At 47.1% G+C, this 20660-nt stretch carries 15 protein-coding genes and 1 pseudogene; 2 read left to right on the top strand and 14 right to left on the bottom strand.

The window, feature by feature from the left end; translation table 11 throughout:
- The first annotated feature begins 93 nt into the window (after positions 1 to 93).
- Together dnm_RS04855 and dnm_RS04850 are read left to right on the top strand one after the other, a co-directional pair.
- Positions 94 to 3174 (top strand): efflux RND transporter permease subunit, encoded by a 3081-nt coding sequence (locus dnm_RS04855; protein WP_207681575.1) that lies wholly within the window; start codon positions 94 to 96, stop codon positions 3172 to 3174.
- 222 nt (positions 3175 to 3396) lie between these two features.
- Positions 3397 to 4782, top strand: a complete 1386-nt coding sequence (locus tag dnm_RS04850; protein ID WP_207681574.1) for an efflux transporter outer membrane subunit — start codon at positions 3397 to 3399, stop codon at positions 4780 to 4782.
- A 301-nt stretch (positions 4783 to 5083) separates the two neighbouring features.
- Here dnm_RS04850 and dnm_RS04845 read toward each other — a convergent pair whose 3' ends face one another.
- From dnm_RS04845 to dnm_RS04790, 14 genes and pseudogenes are all read right to left on the bottom strand, one after another.
- Positions 5084 to 6019, bottom strand: coding sequence for a hypothetical protein (locus dnm_RS04845; RefSeq protein ID WP_207681573.1), 936 nt, complete (start codon positions 6017 to 6019; stop codon positions 5084 to 5086).
- On the bottom strand, positions 6016 to 6912 hold the full coding sequence (locus tag dnm_RS04840; protein ID WP_207681572.1) for a CHASE2 domain-containing protein: 897 nt from the start codon (positions 6910 to 6912) through the stop codon (positions 6016 to 6018). The genes dnm_RS04845 and dnm_RS04840 overlap by 4 nt, the downstream gene beginning before the upstream one ends.
- A 454-nt stretch (positions 6913 to 7366) precedes the next feature.
- Positions 7367 to 7696 (bottom strand): helix-turn-helix domain-containing protein, encoded by a 330-nt coding sequence (locus tag dnm_RS04835; protein WP_207681571.1) that lies wholly within the window; start codon positions 7694 to 7696, stop codon positions 7367 to 7369.
- Between the two features lies 1 nt (position 7697).
- A complete protein-coding gene (locus dnm_RS31530; RefSeq protein WP_207683595.1) occupies positions 7698 to 7901 on the bottom strand; it encodes a type II toxin-antitoxin system RelE/ParE family toxin in 204 nt (67 codons plus the stop codon).
- Between the two features lie 45 nt (positions 7902 to 7946).
- Complete coding sequence (locus tag dnm_RS04825; protein WP_207681570.1) at positions 7947 to 8696, bottom strand: IS1 family transposase; 750 nt, start codon at positions 8694 to 8696, stop codon at positions 7947 to 7949.
- Between the two features lie 170 nt (positions 8697 to 8866).
- Positions 8867 to 11899, bottom strand: a complete 3033-nt coding sequence (locus tag dnm_RS04820; protein ID WP_207681569.1) for a type III restriction-modification system endonuclease — start codon at positions 11897 to 11899, stop codon at positions 8867 to 8869.
- 11 nt (positions 11900 to 11910) lie between these two features.
- The gene (locus tag dnm_RS04815) at positions 11911 to 13797 is read right to left on the bottom strand and encodes a site-specific DNA-methyltransferase (protein ID WP_207681568.1); all 1887 of its coding nucleotides are present in this window, start codon (positions 13795 to 13797) and stop codon (positions 11911 to 11913) included.
- Between the two features lie 259 nt (positions 13798 to 14056).
- Positions 14057 to 14188 carry a hypothetical protein gene (locus dnm_RS31140; protein WP_276571851.1) on the bottom strand — a complete coding sequence of 44 codons (132 nt, stop codon included), beginning with the start codon at positions 14186 to 14188 and terminating at the stop codon, positions 14057 to 14059.
- Between the two features lie 64 nt (positions 14189 to 14252).
- A complete protein-coding gene (locus dnm_RS31135) occupies positions 14253 to 14384 on the bottom strand; it encodes a hypothetical protein (RefSeq protein WP_276571851.1) in 132 nt (43 codons plus the stop codon).
- 64 nt (positions 14385 to 14448) lie between these two features.
- Complete coding sequence (locus dnm_RS04810) at positions 14449 to 15111, bottom strand: DUF4391 domain-containing protein (RefSeq protein ID WP_207681567.1); 663 nt, start codon at positions 15109 to 15111, stop codon at positions 14449 to 14451.
- Positions 15108 to 18380, bottom strand: a complete 3273-nt coding sequence (locus tag dnm_RS04805) for a helicase-related protein (RefSeq protein WP_207681566.1) — start codon at positions 18378 to 18380, stop codon at positions 15108 to 15110. The genes dnm_RS04810 and dnm_RS04805 overlap by 4 nt, the downstream gene beginning before the upstream one ends.
- A 1099-nt stretch (positions 18381 to 19479) precedes the next feature.
- A pseudogene (locus dnm_RS04800) lies at positions 19480 to 19602 on the bottom strand (GMP synthase (glutamine-hydrolyzing)); the annotation flags it as partial.
- Positions 19603 to 19762: 160 nt separating this feature from the next.
- A complete protein-coding gene (locus tag dnm_RS04795) occupies positions 19763 to 20467 on the bottom strand; it encodes a hypothetical protein (RefSeq protein WP_207681565.1) in 705 nt (234 codons plus the stop codon).
- Complete coding sequence (locus dnm_RS04790) at positions 20461 to 20652, bottom strand: hypothetical protein (RefSeq protein WP_207681564.1); 192 nt, start codon at positions 20650 to 20652, stop codon at positions 20461 to 20463. Before dnm_RS04790 ends, dnm_RS04795 begins: the two co-directional genes overlap by 7 nt.
- Between the last annotated feature and the right edge of the window lie 8 nt (positions 20653 to 20660).

Raw genomic sequence — 20660 nt, 5'->3', positions numbered from 1 at the left:
GGTGTTAAATTTTGATCTCACTTTCATATTTGAGCATTTCACCTAACACCTAACACCTAACACCTAACACCCTTAGAAAACGGAGGAAAAAATATGTATTTATCTGATATCAGCATCCGACGCCCTGTGCTGGCAACGGTGATGAGTCTGATTATCCTTCTTGTGGGACTGGTCGCATACGACCGCCTCACGGTGCGGGAATATCCGGACATTGACGAGCCGGTGGTTTCTGTCACCACGATTTATCAGGGAGCCAGCCCGGAGATCATCGAAACTGAGGTCACAAAAATCATCGAAGACGGTATTTCAGGATTGGAAGGCATTAAGACCATCACCTCCAAAAGCCGGCAGGAGCAGAGTGAAATCACCATTAAATTTCATATGGAGCGGGATGCGGATAACGCGGCTGCGGATGTGCGAGACCGCGTGGGCCGGGTGCGGGGAGACCTTCCCGGTGATGTGGAGGAACCCATTGTCGCCAAAGTGGAGGCCAATGCAACCCCCATTATCTTCATGGCCTTTTACAGCAACCGTCATACTCCCGGAGAGATTACGGATTATCTGGACCGAATCATCAAGGATCGGTTTGAGACCATTTCCGGCGTATCCGAAGCACAGATTCTGGGCGGCAGCACCTATTCCATGCGTATCTGGCTTGATCCGGTCAAAATGGCTGCCCGCCAAATTACCGTACAGGATGTGGAAAACGCTCTGAAGCAGCAGAATATCGAAATTCCGGGGGGCCGCATTGAGAGCGCGGCGCGGGAATTTACCATTCTCACGGATACCGCCATAAGCAGCGTGGAAGAATTCGAGAATCTGATTCTGAGGAACGAACACGGTTATCTCGTGCGGGTGAGGGATGTGGGCCGCGTGGAAATCGGCCCTGAAAGCGACCGGCAGCGGATACGGAGTAACGGCGCAAATGCGGTGGGTATCGGCATTGTCAAGCAGTCCACGGCCAATCCGCTGGAAATTTCACAAGCTGTCCGAAAAATTCTCCCGGATGTGCGGAAGAACCTGCCTCCGGGCATGGACATGGATATCAATTATGATTCCTCCGTGTTTATCGAACGCTCCATTGACAATGTGTTTCAGACGATTTTCGAGGCCGTCATACTGGTGCTGCTGGTGATTTTCGTTTTTCTCCGCAGCTTCCGTTCCACCCTGATTCCTCTGATTACCATCCCGGTCTCCCTTATCGGCGCGTTTGCACTCATGTGGGCCATGGGCTTCAGCATCAACACGCTGACCCTGCTGGCGCTGATTCTGGCCGTGGGACTGGTGGTGGACGATGCCATTGTCATGCTGGAGAACATTCATCGCCATGTGGAAGACGGCATGAGTCCTTTTCAAGCCGCGATCAGGGGCAGCCGGGAGATCGGTTTCGCGGTCATTGCAATGACCCTGACGCTGGTCGCGGTATATGCGCCGGTCGCGTTTATGACGGGCCGCACCGGAAAATTGTTTACAGAATTCGCCCTGGCCCTGGCCGGAGCAGTGGTGGTCTCCGGTTTTGTTGCCCTGACATTATCTCCCATGATGTGTTCCAAATTGCTGCGACACGAAACCACCCCCGGTTTTTTCAGTCGGTTTCTGGATCGCATCCTGACGGGTATGGAAAATATGTATCGCCGGATGTTGCAACTGTCTATGAAACTGCGCGCCATCGTGGCGGCCCTGGCAATTCTTGCGGCATTCGGAACAGTGCATCTGTTTACGCATCTGCCTTCGGAACTTTCTCCGGTGGAGGATCGCGGGGCATTTTTTAGTATGGCCATCGCACCGGACGGTGCAAGCGTTGATTACACAGACCATTATAGCAAACAGGTCGAAGACATCCTCAATGCGGTTCCGGAAAAAGCCTATTCTCTGAATGTCACCGGTATGAACGTGGTCACGGAATCCCTGTCCATTCTCATGCTCAAGCCCTGGGAGGAACGGAAACGCACACAGCAGGAGATTGTGAAAACTCTGGGATTCCCCATGTTCAATATCCCGGGGGTGCTGGCCTTTCCCATTAATCCGCCCTCACTGGGGCAGGATTTCATCAGCCAGCCTGTGGAATTCATTATCAAGACATCAGGGACATGGGAAGAATTAAGCAGACTCACAGGCCGGCTCATGGCGGAAATCATGAAAAATCCGGGTATCACAACCCCGCGTACCGATCTCAAGCTCAACACACCCGAACTGCGGCTCACTCTCAACCGGGACAAGGCCGCGGACATGGGGATTTCCGTGCAGACCATTGGCAAAACCATTGAAACTCTCATGGGGGGCAGGGATGTGACCCGTTTCAAGATGAACGGGGAGCAGTATGATGTGATCGTGAAGACCGAAGACCAGCTCCGCACCTCACCCGATGATCTGAACCAGATATTTGTCCGCGCACCCTCCGGGGAGATGGTGAAACTCTCCAACCTTGTGAACATCAGCGAAGACGTGACAGCTCAGTCATTGAACCATTTCAGCAAAATGCGATCCGTGACCATCAGTGCGAACCTGGCTCCGGGCTATTCCCAGGGAGAAGCCCTGGCATTTCTCAAAACTGCCGCGGAAAAGATGCTTCCGGAACATGCGCAGGTGGATTATGGCGGACAGTCACGGGAATATCGGGAGTCCGGCGCAAGTTTGCTGACCACCTTTTTCCTGGCACTGGCCTTTATTTACCTGATGCTGGCGGCCCAGTTTGAAAGCTTTGTTGATCCTTTCGTGATCATGCTCACGGTTCCGCTTTCCACACTCGGAGGAATGCTGGCATTGAAACTCACCGGCAACACGCTGAATATTTACAGTCAGATGGGGCTGATCACGCTCATCGGACTGGTCACGAAAAACGGGATTCTCATCGTGGAGTTTGCCAACCAGTTGCAGGAAGAGGGAAAAAACAAATCTGAGGCCATTCTTGAAGCCGCTGTCATGAGGCTTCGTCCCATTCTGATGACTGCCGGAACCATGATTTTAGGATCCGTTCCCCTGGCCCTTGCACACGGCGCGGGTGCGGAGAGCCGCGAGCAGATCGGCTGGGTCATTGTGGGCGGCATGAGCTTCGGAACCCTGCTCACGCTCTTTGTCGTGCCTGCGGCCTATCTGCTCATTTCTCGGAAACGGAAGAAACAGGAAAGCGAATCTGCTGAGATGCCTGAAACTGTCAGGCCGGTTCCTGCCTGAGTACTGGGTCATAAATTTTCAGACATAAAGACCTCCGAGGTTTCCAAAACCTCGGAGGTCTCTGATAGCGAAAACTCTTGATCAGATACTTAGGGAACACGAAATAAACAACATACCCGATACAAAAAATGTAGGGTGGGTTGCGCTTCGCTTCACCCACCCTACACCGGGTATTTTATTTTTGAGGAAATCCCTTAGACCTGTTTTGAATGGAGGATTCTCATGAAGAAAATTTGTATTTATATGTTTTGCCTGGGGCTGATGCTGACTGGTTGCGCCGTAGGCCCGAATTACACAAAGCCTGATGCGCCCATACCTCTTGAATTTAAAGGCAATAAAAATTGGAAAATTGCCGAACCAAAAGATCATCTTCCCAAAGGCAGCTGGTGGGAGATATTTGAGGATGACGTGCTGAATAAGTTGGAGAAACAGGCCGGAGAAGCCAATCAGGACCTGAAAGCGGCAATGGCCCGTGTGATGCAGGCCCGCTCCGTTGCGGAAATTGCGGAGAGTGAATTCTTTCCGAGTCTTGACATGAATCCTTCAGCCAGGCGTTCCCGCACGTCAGCCGGACACGGAACTACTGTGACTGAGAATCTCTTCAGCCTGCCTTTTGATCTGAGTTATGAACTGGATATCTGGGGAAGGGTCCGGCGTTCAAACGAGGCCGCGGAGGCCGAACTGAGTGCCAGTGCTGCGGATTACGCCACTGTTTTGCTGATGCTTCAGGCAGATGTTGCCCGGAATTATTTTCAGCTCAGGGCATTGGACAGAGAGATTGATATTGTTAAACAGACCGCGGGGCTTCGTGAGGAATCGCTGAAGCTGGTGCAAAGCCGGTTTAAAAATGGCTATACAAGCAAACTTGATCTTGAACGTGCCAAAACCGAACTGGCAAACACCGAGGCCGAGGGTGCAGCGCTTCGCAAAACAAGAGGATCACTTGAAAACAGTCTGGCTGTATTGCTGGGAAAGCCGGCCTCGAATTTTTCGCTGCCCCCGGAAAATCTGAAAATACACGTTCCTGAGATTGCCCCGGGACTGGCTTCGTCCCTTTTGGAGAGACGTCCGGATGTGGCAGGGGCGGAACGTCTTGTGGCGGCTGCCAATGCCCGTATTGGCGTGGCAAAAGCTGCTTTTTTTCCCACAATCCGCCTGACCGGCAGTGCGGGTTATCAGAGCGGAGAAACTTCTTCTCTTCTGGACCGGGCCAGCCGGGTCTGGTCTCTGGGGCCGGGGATTTCTCTGCCGATCTTTAACGGCGGGCGCAACAGGGCAAATATGAACAAAGCCGAAGCCGCGTATGATGAAACTGTGGCGAATTATCGTCAGACGGTTCTGAAAGCGGTTCAGGAAGCAGAGGACGGGCTGACAGGGCTTCATTTTCTGGGCGAACAGGCAAAAGCACAGGACAGAGCAGTTCAGGCTGCCGAAAATGCCGAGGCAATCTCAGATGAGCGATACAAAAGCGGTCTGGTCAGTTATCTGGATGTGGTGGATGCCCAGCGCACGGCATTGCAGGCAAAACGGGCCGGGATTCAGATTTGGGGGGAGTACCTTGTTACCACGGTGAGGCTGGTCAAGGCGATTGGCGGCGGGTGGGAGTAAAGATTACACGATGCGGAGCGTTTCTGCCTGCGTTTTCATGCGGAGCGTGGAAAGGAGAAAAGGTTTTTGACCTGGATCAAACAAAAAACCTGCGAAAGCAGGAATGACGGAAAAAATTTGATGATCGAGTTGATGATCGAGTTAAAGAGACGATTTCATATCTGAAAACAGGCTACTAACCCCGTAAAAATGCGTATTTCAGGACTGCTTTTCGTTTAAATTACGGAAGTTGTGATGGCCCGCCCCCAATAGGGGCCACCGAGGTTTAAAAAAAACCCCGGTGGTCTGATGTTTCCTGATTTCAGGGTTTATTTTTCTCGTAGTGACGTTTCAAATTTTCGATAAGTCTGAATGCAATGTCGGTTTCATCCAAATAGTCTTTAAAAAGCCGCAGGCTGTCCGGGTAAAGGTTCAGTTCGCGGCCAGAGGCCGCATGGCTGATGAATTGCAGGTATAATGCCTGATACAACACGGGCGAGGCATCTGCATAAAGTGTTCTGATATGATCCAACTGTCCGCGGATACCATCCGAATCTTTCTGACTCAGAACACTGAAACCATATTTCTCTGATAATCGCGTATAATCCGGCTTTTCCACAAACCACTGATAAATTTCTCCGGGTTTGAAATCTCCTTTTACGGTCTTCAGTTCTCCGGCCTGCATGTCTTCTTCAATTCGGGGACTGGTTTTGTCCGGGGGCATTATCACCAGCCGGACTTTGGCACAGGGAGCAACATGGCGGGGATCAGCATACCATCGGAAAAGAACCGCTTCTCCGGCAAGAATGGTGCTGCCGTTTTCCGGCAAAGGCGAGAAGCACAGCAGATCAGGAGGAAAACATGGACACGCTTCATCACTGCCTTTGGAAAGGAGTTTGGTTCCTTCTTTTCTATCATGTCTTGCCGCAATGGTAATTTCCTCCGGCAGCCGGACTGTTGTGTTCCGGCTGATTTCCAGCTTCTTACACCCGGTTCTGACATAAACGAGCAGAACACATCCTTTTTTGCGAGGCCGGATTTCATCCCCGATATGAACCGGCATATCCCAGTAAGCTCTGATTTCTTTGCCCTCCCGGAAAAGGCTGAAACAGGCTCCGGCTCTGGTTCCGGGAGCCACGGCGGGCGTTGGTTCAAGAATTCCCACGTGAACAGGAGGCCCCGCATATACCTGCGGCGCATTTATGACGGAGAAAAGCAGAAGTCCCATAAATCCCATACAAATCTGTTTTGCGGTCATTGATCACACTCCTTTTTTTGGGAGAAAGATTTTAAAAATTCCGCGATGTCAGCGATGAGCCTGCACAGTTCAGTGCCCACCACCGGAAGCCAAAAATCCATAAACATGCAGTGCCTGCTGAACAGCCAAAAGCTGAACGAACTGAAACTGACGAAAAATACCCCGGCCAGAATCGGCGCGGAAACAGTTGAGGGCAGATATACGCCGATGAGTGTGGAAACTGCTATCACGAGCAGTTCGATGAGAACCCGTATGATCCATTTGGGCTGATGAATTTGCAGTCCTTCAAGAATAAGATTGATGCCGTTGATCATCAGATATAATCCGGGCATCTCGCCCAGAGGCGTGGCATGAAAATCGCCGATTTCCCTGTCTTCGGAGCCGATGATAACGATTTTTCCTTTGTAAATGTCAGCCCGGTCAATCAGTCCGTGAGGCGAGAGATACAAATCCGGATACGTTCTCAGGGGGTCGGACACATTTCCGCAAACCTCGGTGGTAACTTCCCGTGAGGCAAGGCGAAACAGATATCTTGCCTCAATGTGTTCCGCATCGGGATTCTCCTGGGAACAGAGAACCACTTCGCGTTTGGGAAAAGAGATTCGGATTTCCGCTTTTCCGTGAAGGATTTCCTCTGTTTTTTCTCTGAGGAGTTCGTCCCCGTCTTCGGATTTGTAATAAAAATAAACCGCTGCCAGTATCTGAAGGGAGAAATATACCTGTCCCTCTCTTTTTTCATAAAAATGAAGATGCCGCACCTGATGATCCGAGGTATCCCTGAACGCGGTGAATATTCCGGTTCTGATCACGTCCTGATAATCTGAGATCAGTTGTTCAAGATGTTGACCATATTCTTCTTCCCGGATATGTTCCGCACGGGGCAACAGCATCATGCTTTTATTTTTCCGGGCAAGGACAGCGGCTTTTTTCAGGTATTCAAGAAAGGTTTGGTTTTCGTCCGCGGGACTGCCCTTGTCACAAAGCACAGGCACGGGCGTGTTGATGTCAATATCTATGTATTCATTTCAGGTTTTGTGCCGGGTTTTTTTCCTCTTCTTTCTCGCTACAGGGATTTGATATAAGAATAGGGATTCATAAGAAAAGGATTGGTATCCACTCGAAGAATTCTCAAAGGAGTGCGGAAATGGAGCCGCTAGGCGGAATTTTCGCTCTTTGCGGGGGCTGCGAAAATTCCGCCTAGCGGCTCCATTTCCGCACTCCCTCCCACTTCTTTAAGGATTGGAATCCCATTTTTAAGGACTCAAAAAAAACGCACTGATCCGGAGAGACAGATGGGGGAACCTGAAAGCGATCTGAGGGGGATGCCGATAAAAGGAAGGCTCAGAATCAGGGATTCCCGTTTTTAAGGCTTTTTTTGAATTTTTTCAGGTCTCTCACATCGAATCTGTATGTCCTTCCGACTTTATGAAACAGGATACGGCCTGACTCAGCCCATTTTTTTACAGTGGCAGCGGATACTCCCAAGTAATCCGAAGCCTGTGTCAGATTGAAAGGTTCCCGGGCAATTTCCTCCTGCCACTCATCCAAATCCAATATTTCAGGCATATCCGGAGGCATATTTTTTATCCCGAAATGAACAATATGATGTGCGATTTTTTCCCTTTCGGAAAGCGGAAGAAGATATATTTCTCTGATAATTTTTTCTGATGTAAGCATATTAATGTTGCTCCCCGATTTCCCTTAAATATTTTTTAAGGTTCTTATAGAAATTCTGATGAGAACCTGCCAGATAAAAGATAAGAGAATCATTCTGAATTTTATATGCCATGAGGATCACTTGGCGGTTCATCTTAAATTTGTAAACTCTGAAATCCTGCAAATCACCGATTTTCAGTTCCCCGGCTTCGGGATTGGCTGCAATATCTTCGGTAGTGTTCTAAATTTGGAGCTAGTCATTTTTTATTACTCATATTACTAGTCCGAATTCATATACGTTGATGAACAGTCCGATGACGATATCATGCATCTTCTCCAATTTGGAGAAACAGATTGTTTTTCTCGCAAGACGTTTTATTCTCGTCCTCAGAGTCAGATGTTTCCTTTCTATTTTCTGAGTGTTTCTTTTACCTATCTCATGATTCGCAGGATTGAGATTTCGTTCATAAGCACCCCAATTGTCAGTATAAAACTTTACAATTCCGAAAGGTTCGAGGAGCCTTTTCAGTTCGAGGAAGACTTTGTCCTCATGCGTTCCGAAGGTATATGCGAGAACTTTTCCGGTTTTGTGATCAACGGCGTGCCAGAGCCACCTCTGATTCTCCTTTTTGCCCACGAAACTCCACATCTCATCCGCCTCAGCCTCCTCAACTTTCAATATGTCAACCTCAATATTTTCAGTATGTTCCAAAGTTTTAAGGAGTTCGGAATTCACCGAGTCGAGAAGAGTTTCCTTTTTTTTTAATTCGCTTATCACGGTGTCCGTGCTGATTTCCAGCACGCTGGCGATGTCCCGGATACCGCTGCCGCTGAGACTCATTTCAATAATTTTGTGCTTAATATCTGATTTTCTTCCGTTATATGTATAGTCGAGAAGAAAAGATTTTGCCTCGCAATTCTCATTCTGACACAGGTAACGCTGCTTTCCGTCATCTGTTTTTCCTCTTTTTTTCACTTTCTCACCTCCGCAAAGCGGACAGCGGACAGGAATCAGTGCCATCGAAATATTCCTCTGAAAATAGTTTTTTACTCCTGAATGACTACACTATAATAACACAGATTTCAGAAAAGTCCAGTTTTAGAACACCATATTTATTTCTTGACAAAAAAGCCCGATAGGAAATTGAGACCGAATAAATAAGTATTGTGTCCCCCGAATTCCCTGAGGTGTTAATTGCAAACTCCCACGAGTTCCATCAGCTTTCCAAAACTGTTGATCACATCATATTTAACATTTTCAGGATTCATCTTTCGATTAATCTCATCAAAAAATTTCCGGGCACATTCGATCTTGGTTTTTTCGATTTCCCTGAGTTCCATCGAAGACATGGACCCTTTTGTTTCTGCCACAAAATAGACATGCCTGACCATTCCTTGTTTGAAGGAGATGGCCCAGTCCGGATTGTAATTTCCCACTGGCGTCGGGATGAAAAAACCTTTGGGAAGCTTTGCATAAACAGACACTTCTTCACTGGTGTCCAAGTTTTTGACAAAGGCCCGCTCTGTTTTTGAATCGGTTATCACATAATCATAAATGTGCCGTTTTAACGGCGCTCCGGCTTTGGCAAAATCCTGTTTGCTCTGGGCATCCGTAAAGATATTGATATCGTGGGTTTCAGAAACAGTATTATATGTCAGATGTTCAATGATGACCGTGGCTTTCTGCTCATTTATCAATCGGGCAGATTCGGAAATGAAGTTTTCCGGGTTGGTTCTGAACTGGGCGAAAACCGGTTTTTGAATGTTGCTCAGGATGTCAGAAACTGTTTTTCGGGTCAGTTGAACAGCTTCCGCGACTTTGCCGACAAGGTCATATTTGACCGCGGAATGAACTGACCTGCGGTTTACTTTCGTGCTTGTGGAAGTGACTTTGAATGCATCGCCATGCTTTATCTTTTCATAGCTGAGTCTGTCGGCCTGTTCTCCGGCTTGAATCATATATTTCAGAGGTGCCACTCGCAGATCATTGTCCAAAGCCTTCACGCATTTGTCAACCAGTTCGGAGCTGTCAAAATGGACACTGTAGGCAGCCTTGCTGTTAATCCGGCTCCAAAGTTCCTTAAACGCTTTTTTCTCAAAGTTGGCGTTCAGCAGATTGGTCTTGGCACCGCGCTCATTTTCGATTTGCGGCAGATTAGCATCGCTGTAAACACTTCCAATCAATTGAAAAATCTGTTCTCTGAAGGGTTTCAGGTCATCCGGCAGCGGGGCCAGGGTTTCATTCTTTACGGCATCATGATAGGCATGAACGATATTTTTCTTTCTGTCCACATAACCGTTCTGAATCAGATAAAATTCAATACCTTCGGCGATGTCTCCGCTTATCTCCATTTTACCGTTTTCTGTGTCTATGATTTTTCCGGCAAAATAGGCGGCATTGGCAATGCGGGGTCTTTCAGAGAGAGATGCGCTGATATCCCTTTGCAGAGCCGCCACAAAATTTTTATAGCTTTCGCTGGCCACCACCGTCAGAACATTGGTCTGATGTACGGTGGCAGGATTGTCCTGCCTTTCTCCCAACTGATTCACCGAGATACGGAGCCCGCGCCCGACTTCCTGCCTGCGGGATATGGTGTTGTCGCTATGTTTGAGCGTGCATATTACAAAGACATTGGGATTGTCCCAACCTTCGCGGAGTGCGGAATGGGAGAAAATAAAGCGGGTGGGTTCCTCAAAAGAAAGCAGCCGCTCTTTGTCTTTGAGAATCAGGTCATAAGCATCCGCATCATTGGCCTCACCTTTTTTCATCTCTGTTTTGTTCATCTTGGGATCAACCAATCGCTTTGATTTTTTATCAATGGAAAAGTATCCGTTATGAGTGTCTGAAACATCTATGCCATTTAGATATTTTCTGTATTCTGGTTTGTGGAGAAGTTTCAGTTCATTCAGGCAGTCCTTATACTCTTCCTCAAAGATTTTGGCATATACGCCGCCCTCCTCACCCGCATCTGTGTAAACCCTGTATTTGGCAACCTCATCAATGAAAAAGAGGGTGAGCACTTTGATGCCCTGATGAAACAGAACCTGTTCCTTTTCAAAATGCGCTTTCACGGCTTCGCGAATCTGAATGCGGCGAAGCGTGGTTTCACTGACATCGCCCGTGGCTTCTCCGGCTGACAGTTCAGCACCATTGGTAAAGCTGACTGTATCGCTGATGGCGTTAATATCCGCGATGACAAAACCTTTGTACTGATCCAGTTCATTGGACAAATCGAACAGGTTGTCACCTTTTTTCAGTTTTCGTGTGATCCGTCTGATACCGTTGTTCTGCTTTATTTCCACCTCGACCCGTGCTATCGGGCTTTTTTGGGAAATTTCTATGGATTCCAGGTAGAGATAGGCATTGGTTCCGCTTAATCCTTTGACAGATATGCCGCGCACCGCAATTTTCTTGACCAGCTTCTGAGTGTAGGCATCCAGGGCATCCAGGCGATGAATCTTGTTATGCTTTGTCTTATGAGTGGCGGAATAGCGCAGTATCATCAGCGGATCAAACTCTTTGAGGGAATCCAGCGTTTTTTTGCCCTCCATCTTTTGGGGTTCGTCCAGGATCAGGATGGGGCGATTGGCTTTGATGACATCAATGGGACGGCGGCTCCGGAAGTCATCCAGTTCTTCATAAATACGCCGGTTATCCTTGCCCCGCGCATTGAATGCCTGCACGTTGATCACCATGATGTTGATTCCGGCATCTGATGAGAAACTCTCCAGATTGTGGAGGTGCTTGGAATTATAGACAAAAAATTTCGCCCGCTTGCCGTATGATTCCAGGAAATGCTCTGCTGTGATTTCCAGTGACTTATAAACGCCTTCACGAATGGCAATACTTGGCACAACAACAATAAACTTGCTCCAGCCGTATCGCATATTCATCTCGAATATGGTCTTGATATAGCAGTAGGTCTTTCCGGTTCCGGTTTCCATCTCAATATCCAAATTGAGCGGAGACTCTTTCGTTTTTACCAAAGCAGTGGATTGGGAAAGGTTCTGAAGCCGCTGGACTGCCTGAATATTTTCCAGCAATGGCAGGGTGTTGTCTATTTCGGCATTTTTGAAGCCGGAATCATCAAATTTTTCCTGCCTGTCTGAACCCGGATCAATACGGTAACTGATTCCCGCTGTATTGGGCTGGCCTTTGAAACAATCCGTCACTGCTTCCACGGCACGGGTCTGGTATGCCTGTTTTTTGAACTTGAGTTTCATTCATGGCCTCCTTAAATGGTTTTTATATCCGTGTGCGATGACATGAGTTTGAAAATCTGCTCCACGTTGATTTTCACGCTGTCATCCTTGAAACCCGCATCTCGGAACACCACTCGCAGCGGTTCACGTTTGGCAAGTTCTTTCACGAAATCTTCTGTGATTTCAGCATTTTTGACAAAGCAGGCCGCAAGGACATTGTCATCTACAAAGAAAACCTCTCTTTTGGCAATTATTTCTTTGGCAATGGGCAGGGACAGGTCAACGCCCCAGTCGAGAAGCACCTGGAAAAGCAGATCCTCCGCACTGCGGTCATCTTTGATATTATCGGTCAGCAGGGAGAGTTGTTTCTGTTCCACAGCATCAGGGGCATAGTAAACATCGGCCATGTTGGAGGAGTCAGTTTTGAGAACACGGAAGCCGATATCGAGGTTATGTGCTGTGATGGCGTTTTCTTCCCTGATTTTCTTTCCAGCCCGGCGGATGCGTTCTTTGCCGATTTCGGCTATGGTTTTATATCCTGCCTTGTATGCTTCGGATTTTTCATCGCACACTTCGGGAAGCTGCACCATGATGAATTTGCGATTGCCTCCGTCTTCTTCATTCAAGTCAAGAATTGCATGGGCTGTGGCACATGAGCCTGAGAAAAAGTCTAATATAACATCTTCTTCACTAGTTGATATTTTAGCTATTTGTCGCAAAAGACGAACTGGTTTAGGAGTGCTAAATATTTTTTTACCGAGTAGCTTACCTGTCTCTTTTTGCCCTTCATCATTATGTCCCACTTCTGTAAAAGGCCACCATGTAGAAGGAACAACTCCTCCTTGTATTTCGGATAAGAAGCGTTTTAATCGAGGCTTTTTATATGAGAAATCAGGCCCCCAATACAATCTATTTTCTTTTACCATTTGTTCATGTTTTTCTCGGGAATAACGCCATACTGCGTCTTCAGCAGGCCATACATCATTATTAGTTACAGGGTGTTTTATAGGATACCAAAGTGTTGGACGCTCAAATCGTGATTTATTACTAACATAATTATCTGAACTCCACTCACCTCTCGGATCATTGTCAAGATTTTTATATCGCTTTAATTGCTTTTCGGTTCGAGGCAAAAGTATCCGTGAAAACATAGTTGTTTTTTGATATACTAAGATGTGATCATGCATTGAAGCTATACCCGGATCATCGTTTGATACAGCATATTTTTTTTGCCAAAGAATGTTTGCAACGAAATTTTCCTCTCCAAAGATTTCATCACACAGTTTTTTCAAATTAGCCGCTTCACCATCATCTATGCTGATAAAAATCACCCCGTCATCTTTCAGCAGATTCCTTGCAAGCTTCAGCCTCGGATACATCATGGAAAGCCAGTCAGAATGAAAACGCCCATTGGCATCTGTATTCGCCACCAGGCGATTGCCGTCTTCATCTTTTTGATTGGATTTTCTCAGATATTCTTCGGTGCTTTCAGCAAAGTGATCCGAATAAATAAAATCCTTCCCGGTATTGTAAGGCGGATCAATATAGATCATCTTCACCTTGCCGAGATAAGTCTCCTGTAAAAGCTTCAACACATCCAGATTGTCGCCCTCAATAAAAAGATTCTGAGTGGTATCAAAATCCACACTCTCCTCCCTGCATGGCCGCAGCGTCTTGGCAACAGGGGCATTGGCAGTAAGCAAGGCTTCACGCTTGCCCGGCCAATTGAGATCATAGCGTTCCTGAGGCCCCTCCACAATGGTTTCGGACAACTCCTGCCGGAGAAGATCGAAATCCACCGCTCTTTTCAGTTTGCCATCCTCCTCCCTGGTTTCCGTGACGCAGGCCGGAAACAGTTCCGCCAGCTTTGCAATATTGCTTTCTGCCAGATTAGGGCTGTGCATTTTCAATTTTTCCACGGTGTTGCTCCTGTAGTCAGTCATAAATTTTGGGGTTTTATAAATGCGAAAGACCGCTTCGCTTAACCTCCGCACTCCGGAAAAACTTCTGGTCGGGCTTAGGAACTCAAAAAAAACGCGTTATCCCAATCGCTTCCCTAAAGGAGTGGAAGGGAGTGCGAAAATGGAGCCGCTAGGCGGAATTTTCGCGGCCACAAAGTGCGAAAATTCCGCCTAGCGGCTCCATTTCCGCACTCCGCTTTATTCCCAAGGCAACTGTCTAATGGTTAAACTCCTCAATTTCCTTTTTAAGATATCTGATCTTTGCATTGATCTCAGCCTTACGGTTAAACTGCAAAGGAGTGGAAGGGAGTGCGAAAATGGAGCCGCTAGGCGGAATTTTCGCGGCCACAAAACGCGAAAATTCCGCCTAGCGGCTCCATTTCCGCACTCCGCTTTATTCCCAAGGCAACTGTCTAATGGTTAAACTCCTCAATTTCCTTTTTAAGATATCTGATCTTTGCATTGATCTCAGCCTTACGGTTAAACTGCAAAGGAGTGGAAGGGAGTGCGAAAATGGAGCCGCTAGGCGGAATTTTCGCGGCCACAAAACGCGAAAATTCCGCCTAGCGGCTCCATTTCCGCACTCCGCTTTATTCCCAAGGCAACTGTCTAATGGTTAAACTCCTCAATTTCCTTTTTAAGATATCTGATCTTTGCATTGATCTCAACCTTACGGTTAAACTGCTTTTCCCTTTTCAGACCTGCCTCCAGCTTGACAAGTTCCTGTTCCTTCATATTCAATCTCTCCGCCCGGAAGACAAATTCATCAAAAATTTCGTGTTTTCGTGCGGAAAGCGGAATGACACTTCCCAGCATGGCGTGATACAGCGTCCCGAGATCCAAAACCACTGGCAGGGCAACCCTCCTCGTGTCATCAAAGAACCAATCGCTCTCAAAATAGCGGCTCACCACCCATTTACGCTCATCTGCCTCGCTTTGGCGTTTATACGCGGCCGCATAGCGGGTTCTTTTTTCAAACTCCAGAACGAAAAATATGGGGGAGGGGATGACCTTGTCAATGGTCCAAAGCACCTCATGTTTCAGGGTCCCGGTTTTCAGCACTATGGTGAATACCTGAATTTCCTGTATGCTGTCCCTGGCTGGCAGATTAATGGTTTCCGGTGACAGTTTGTAGGACCAGACAATCTTTTTCACTTCCCTGACAAACATATCCCTGACTTTTGCAGTAGGTGAGGCATGTCCATAAATCTTATTTTTGGGCAGCACTTTGCCAAAAGCCGCATTTCCAGGGAAATCGTACAAAAAATTCATGCCTCGGACTCCTGTATGACCAAGAAACTTATCAGTTCAAAATCGTCCAGTCCCGCAATGGTGTCCACCAATGCAGTGGTTCTGCTCCCAGTAAACAGACTGTCAATATCCTTGTCTTCCTTGACCTCGATCATGGAGCGAATCGCCTGACCCAGCAAATCAGAATAGCGTGTCATCTCACGCCCGTCATTTGTCTCGGCATTGAAGCCCTGGCAAACCTCATGAACAGGTTCATCCAAGCCCTTGCAGCCGGCCCTGACCATATCCAGCAATCGTTTTGCCTCTGTGTGGTTGGCAATCACCTCCCCATGATTGTCAATATAAACCAGATAATAGGGATGCAGGCGGTTATGCTGATTGACATTCACACCGGCATTGCGATTACGCAGGGCAAAGATCACCCCGGGAAAAAGTCCCAGATCCGGTTTTGCCGGAACAACAGCATGCATACCATTGGGAACGCGAGACAAGTCACCATTTGCCTTCACATAATTGAGCAGATCCATGCGGAAGTCATTAAGCCCCAGGTCAATAATGTTCACCCCTGTTTTCAGGTCTTCCAGTTCGATCACTTCTTCCTGCAAGCGGCGCAGTTGCTCTTTGCGATAGGAAACATCATTGGACTGTGCAGATAACACATTGTCATCCCCGGTCGCGGTCACATCTGCAATGATCATCCGGTTCTCAACCCGTTCTTTGAGGTTTATATATTCATCCAATGAAATATCCGGCCAGTAATTCACCAGTTGAATGGATTCATTCGGAGAGCCAATGCGGTCAATACGCCCGAAACGCTGGATAATTCGCACCGGATTCCAATGAATGTCATAATTTATCAGGTAATCACAATCCTGAAGGTTCTGGCCCTCGGATATGCAGTCCGTGCCGATCAGGATATCAATCTCCCCGGATTCATTGGGCAGAATCAGATTCTTTTCCTTTGAGCGGGGGGAAAAGAGCGTGAGAATCGCCTGAAAGTCGTACCCCTTTTTCAAGGTTGTCTTGGGTGCATCCTTGCCTGTCACCCTGGCGGAGTGAATGCCGTTTTTCAAAAATTTCCGGGAAAGATTGTCATAAAGATAGTTTGCGGTATCTGCAAACGCAGTAAAAATGATGACTTTCCGGTTTCCGGGGTTGATTGGTTTGGCGATCTTCTGCTCAATATGACTCCTGAGATGCTGAAGCTTGGCATCATCTTCCGGCCCTATCCTGAGCATTGAGCCAAGAAGCCTTTCAATAAGCTCATGATCACATTTCAGATCATGCTCCCATGAAGACAAGTCCATATCCGCCAGACGGATTCTGACCTTGCCGCCGATCATGAAATCGCCCAGCCCTGAAAGATCATCGTCCTCATCTTCCAGATCACCCAGGGTATCTGCGAAACCATGGATGGATGCGTCTTTCTCCGATTTCCTGAACCGCTCAATTTCAGCAAGCATTTTCTCATGGTTTTCCAAAAGACTGGCGAGCGTCAGCCTGAAGGATTCAACCGAGCTTTCCAGACGTTTGAGCAGGTTGGTGGTCATGAGCGATTGCAGGCTCTTTTCACGGTCGGCCTGGCGAAGTCTTCCTTTTCCGCCCCTGATGCTGGTGTCATAAATATCCTCGTATTTCTTCAGGCGGCTTGACAGAATATAGCTGACCGGGGCATACACACAAAGCTTCAGAAGAGACAAGTGATCATAGATATCATTGAAATTCATGACATCGGAACGCTCTGTGAGAAGACATCTGAAAGACAGGGGTTTACGTCTGGTGGGAAAGGTTCCGATTTCCGTGGTATCGTAAAAAGTTTCAATATGCCTGCGGGAGCGGGCAATGGTGACACTGTCCAGGAGTTCGAAGAAATCAAAATCAAGGGCATCAAGAATGGCTCGCGCTGTACGTTCCCCAGGCGGCAGCTTGGACCATTGATTAAACAGGGTCTGGGCATGTCTGAATATTTCCTCAATGCTTTTCCCGATACGCAGTTTTTTGCCCAGGTTTTCCGAATTGCCTTCGTATGCAAGGGCGAGCTGGTTTCTCAGATCATTGAAGCGGTTGTTGACCGGTGTTGCCGAAAGCATCAGAACTTTGGTTTTGACACCCTCCCGAATGACAGCGTTCATCAGTTTTTTGTAGCGGGTTTCCTTGTCTTTGAAGGCATCATTGTTGCGGAAATTATGCGATTCGTCAATGACCACGAGGTCATAGTTTCCCCAGTTTATCCTGTTGAGCGGTGTTCCGAATGATTCCCCGCTTGTTCGCTGAAGATCCGTATGGCAGAGGACATCATAATTCAATCGGTCCCCGGCCAGGATGTTCGTCTTCAGGTTCCGGTTATAATTTAGCCAGTTATCCGCCAGTTTCTTGGGACACAGGACAAGAACCGAACGGTTTCTCAGTTCATAATATTTGATGACAGCAAGGGCCGTGAATGTTTTTCCCAGGCCGACACTGTCAGCCAATATGCAGCCGTTATAACTTTCAAGCTTGTTGATAATTCCGGTTGCGGCATCCCGTTGGAAGTTGAACAGTTTCTTCCATGCCGCGCTGTTCTGATAACCTGTCAGGTCATTGGGCAGAATATCCTCATTCAAATCCGCAAGAAATTCATTGAAGATGTTGTAAAGCATCAGGAAATATATTTTTTCAGGCGAATTCTCCTGATAGACCGATTCAATATGCGCGCAGATATTTTCTGTCACATCCTCAAGCTTGGACTCATCATTCCAAATCTGCTCGAACAGGTTCAGCCAGGTCTGTGTGGAAGGTGCATCATCAAATCTTGTGATGAAATTTGAAACCGCATCGCCTTGCTGATATCCAAGGTCAACAGCCGTGAACCCATGCAGGGGCATATAGGCGGCTGCCATGTTCCGGGACTCCAGACAGGCAAACTGCTGCATGGGAGCCTGGGTTCTGTTCGAGCGAAATTTAGCCTTATGCCGCATCCAGTCGGCGCATTCCTTTGCAATGGCCCTTTGGGTCAGCTTGTTTTTCAACTGAATTTCAAAATCGCTTCCACAGAGGCTTCTCTCATGATGCTGCTTGGGAATATGAAACTCTTTTCGCTCCTTTGACATGTTGTCAGTGACTTCATTTGCCACAAAAGCCGGGGCTGTGAAGATGAATTTCAGCGAACTGACCTTCTCCAGTTCCTTTTTCAGAGCTTCATAGGCATAGATGGAAAAGCAGGAGGCTACGATTTTAAGTTTTGCTCCCGGTTTAAGCGTCTGCTTCAGATCATCACCCCAGAGTGCATTTATGTTGTCTAATATTTGCATGGTTACTGACTAATAAAAAATTCTGTTGCAAGAATTGTTATTCACGTTACAACAACAATTAAGTACCTAACCATAAGTTTTTGATATCTGCCCGGGAAAGAAACCCGGCTTTTTTCCCGGAATAATCCGCCTCCGGTGAAGGAAAAAGCCGGGTTTCTCCGCCGTTCACAGAAAAAAAGATGTATAAAAAACTTTTGATCGGGTACTTAACTTTGTTTTTTTCTCTGTACAGGACAAAAAAAATGAGCGGCGGAGAAATCTGGCTTTTTCCAAGAAAAGGAAAATGTGTTGTTCAGGGGAAAAGCCGGATTTCTTACTACCCCCCAATTCTTTTCCTGTAAACAGGTTTTTTTTCTATCCAATATTGTCGTGGTGCGTTCAAACGGACAACTTTTTATTCTTATCTTCACACTATCATATCTGGAATGAGCGGGAAAAAACAGATTGGGGATGATGTCTCAAATATCAGCAGATGGAAAAATTTTTTAGTGATCTCGTTCCCACGCTTCGCGTGGAACGAGATAGTGTGTGAATTTTCCATCTGCTGACTATGGATATAGCCCCCATATTTACAATCCGATTCAAAAGGTTATGATGGCTTATTTCCGGATTTTGGACACTGCACGATACTTTTATGTCCGTTTCAAATTTTGTAAATAGCACTTCTGTCTGTAAGAATCAAGAGGGTTCTGTAAAAAGCCAGTGCAGCCGATGAAGGATTTGGCATGATTTTTGCTTGTCTGAAAATTGAGGGATTGTAATAATTAACTTTCGATAATCAGATTTTCTGACCCGGTCCGGACAAAAAGCCTGTCATTCCTGCGAAAGCAGGAATCCGTTTCTGGCCGATATCACGCTTCCGGGAGCGGTGGTTTCCTGCTTTCGAAGGAATGACAGAAGAATCGAGTATGAGATACTGATTGTCTCATTTTTCGCTCCCTGTCAAACAGTCTGTTTGCTAATGAATTGCCGGGATAGTCGTCCCTACGGGATTTCTTAATGTTCGTGCTGAAATCGACGGGTAAAGACCTCCGAGGTTTTGAAAACTTCGGCGGTCTTATGTTAGCGAAACTGGAACACGATGGTCAGGATTTTCTTACTATTCCCACTCAATGGTGCTGGGCGGCTTTGAACTGATATCGTAAACCACCCGGTTTACGCCTCTCACCTCATTGATGATCCTGTTTGAGACATTGCCCGACAGATCATACGGCAGCCTTGCCCGGCAGAATGTCCGGTGGTGGGTTGCGCTTCGCTTCACCCACCCTACATTTGCTGATTTCGTGAAAAAAAAACCGGGTTTTTTCCCCGGTTAAATATCGAAAAATTTATGATCAGTACCTAACATGCTGAATTGCTGCTGATCGTCAGTTCTGATTTTTTTATTCGACTGGCTGCAATTCATCTGCAACAACCCGCAACACATAAATTGCCGCTTCCACGCCAATCTTTCCATCACCGCTGACATGAGCATCAGCATAAACATCACTGTCAGAATCAATTTGGGTTATAATCTGAAGCACCAGAATGGCATCTTTAAGATCAATATTTCCGCTGCCATCAGTGTCAGCCCGAATCACGGGCGGAGCCAGGTTTAACAGACCGAAACCCAGGACGGTTCCTGTTGTCCATAGCGGAGGAAAAGACGGCCGGACAAGGAATTCATCTGCTTTGTAAGTCATGTAGGGGGCAGAAGGCGGAACACTATATTCTTTATCCTCGCTTTTATCCCATACCCTGAATATCAGCACCTCCTGACTTTCTGCACCGTCTTTTTCAGAAGTCGTGACATCATCCGGGTAAATATGAACAAAATAATAACCGGGAAAAGCTTCCCCGATGACTGCTGCCCCGGCCAGAAGTTCTCCGCCATTACCATCGCCCACAAACACCCCCACCTCATCCTCTCCGTCAGCAGCGTTTGTTCCGTTTATGGTTACTTCTCCGGCATAAGTGCATACTCCCGAAGGAATCCTTTTGAAATCCGTAAAATGGGTCAGCCCCTCTGCACAGGAAAAAGCAGCGGAAAAAATAAATACCAATGGCGCAGTCAGTATAATGATAATAAATTTGAACGTTGTCACCATTCTTCCCCTTGTTGGAAACTTGAAACTTGAAACTTGAAACTTGAAACTTGAAACTTGAAACTTGAAACTTGAAACTCGAAATTTGAAATTTGAAATTTGAAATTTGAAACTTGGAGTTTGAAGTTTAAAATTCGAAGCCTGCTTGTCAGATCGTCCAGTTCCCGGTTCCCGGTTCCCAGTTTCAATTATCAAT

The organism is Desulfonema magnum (assembly GCF_017377395.1).
Taxonomy (GTDB): Bacteria; Desulfobacterota; Desulfobacteria; order Desulfobacterales; family 4be13; genus Desulfonema_C; species Desulfonema_C magnum.
Note: the sequence above shows the minus strand (reverse complement) of the source record. Positions and strands in the feature narration are given on the sequence as shown.

Coding starts and splice junctions, on each gene's coding strand:
- dnm_RS04825 (WP_207681570.1), bottom strand. CDS start 8,696: ATGGCACTGATTCCTGTCCGCTGTCCGCTTTGCGGAGGTGAGAAAGTG.
- dnm_RS04820 (WP_207681569.1), bottom strand. CDS start 11,899: ATGAAACTCAAGTTCAAAAAACAGGCATACCAGACCCGTGCCGTGGAA.
- dnm_RS04845 (WP_207681573.1), bottom strand. CDS start 6,019: ATGACCGCAAAACAGATTTGTATGGGATTTATGGGACTTCTGCTTTTC.
- dnm_RS04835 (WP_207681571.1), bottom strand. CDS start 7,696: ATGCTTACATCAGAAAAAATTATCAGAGAAATATATCTTCTTCCGCTT.
- dnm_RS04840 (WP_207681572.1), bottom strand. CDS start 6,912: ATGATGCTGTTGCCCCGTGCGGAACATATCCGGGAAGAAGAATATGGT.
- dnm_RS04805 (WP_207681566.1), bottom strand. CDS start 18,380: ATGCAAATATTAGACAACATAAATGCACTCTGGGGTGATGATCTGAAG.
- dnm_RS04795 (WP_207681565.1), bottom strand. CDS start 20,467: ATGGTGACAACGTTCAAATTTATTATCATTATACTGACTGCGCCATTG.
- dnm_RS04850 (WP_207681574.1), top strand. CDS start 3,397: ATGAAGAAAATTTGTATTTATATGTTTTGCCTGGGGCTGATGCTGACT.
- dnm_RS04855 (WP_207681575.1), top strand. CDS start 94: ATGTATTTATCTGATATCAGCATCCGACGCCCTGTGCTGGCAACGGTG.
- dnm_RS04810 (WP_207681567.1), bottom strand. CDS start 15,111: ATGAATTTTTTGTACGATTTCCCTGGAAATGCGGCTTTTGGCAAAGTG.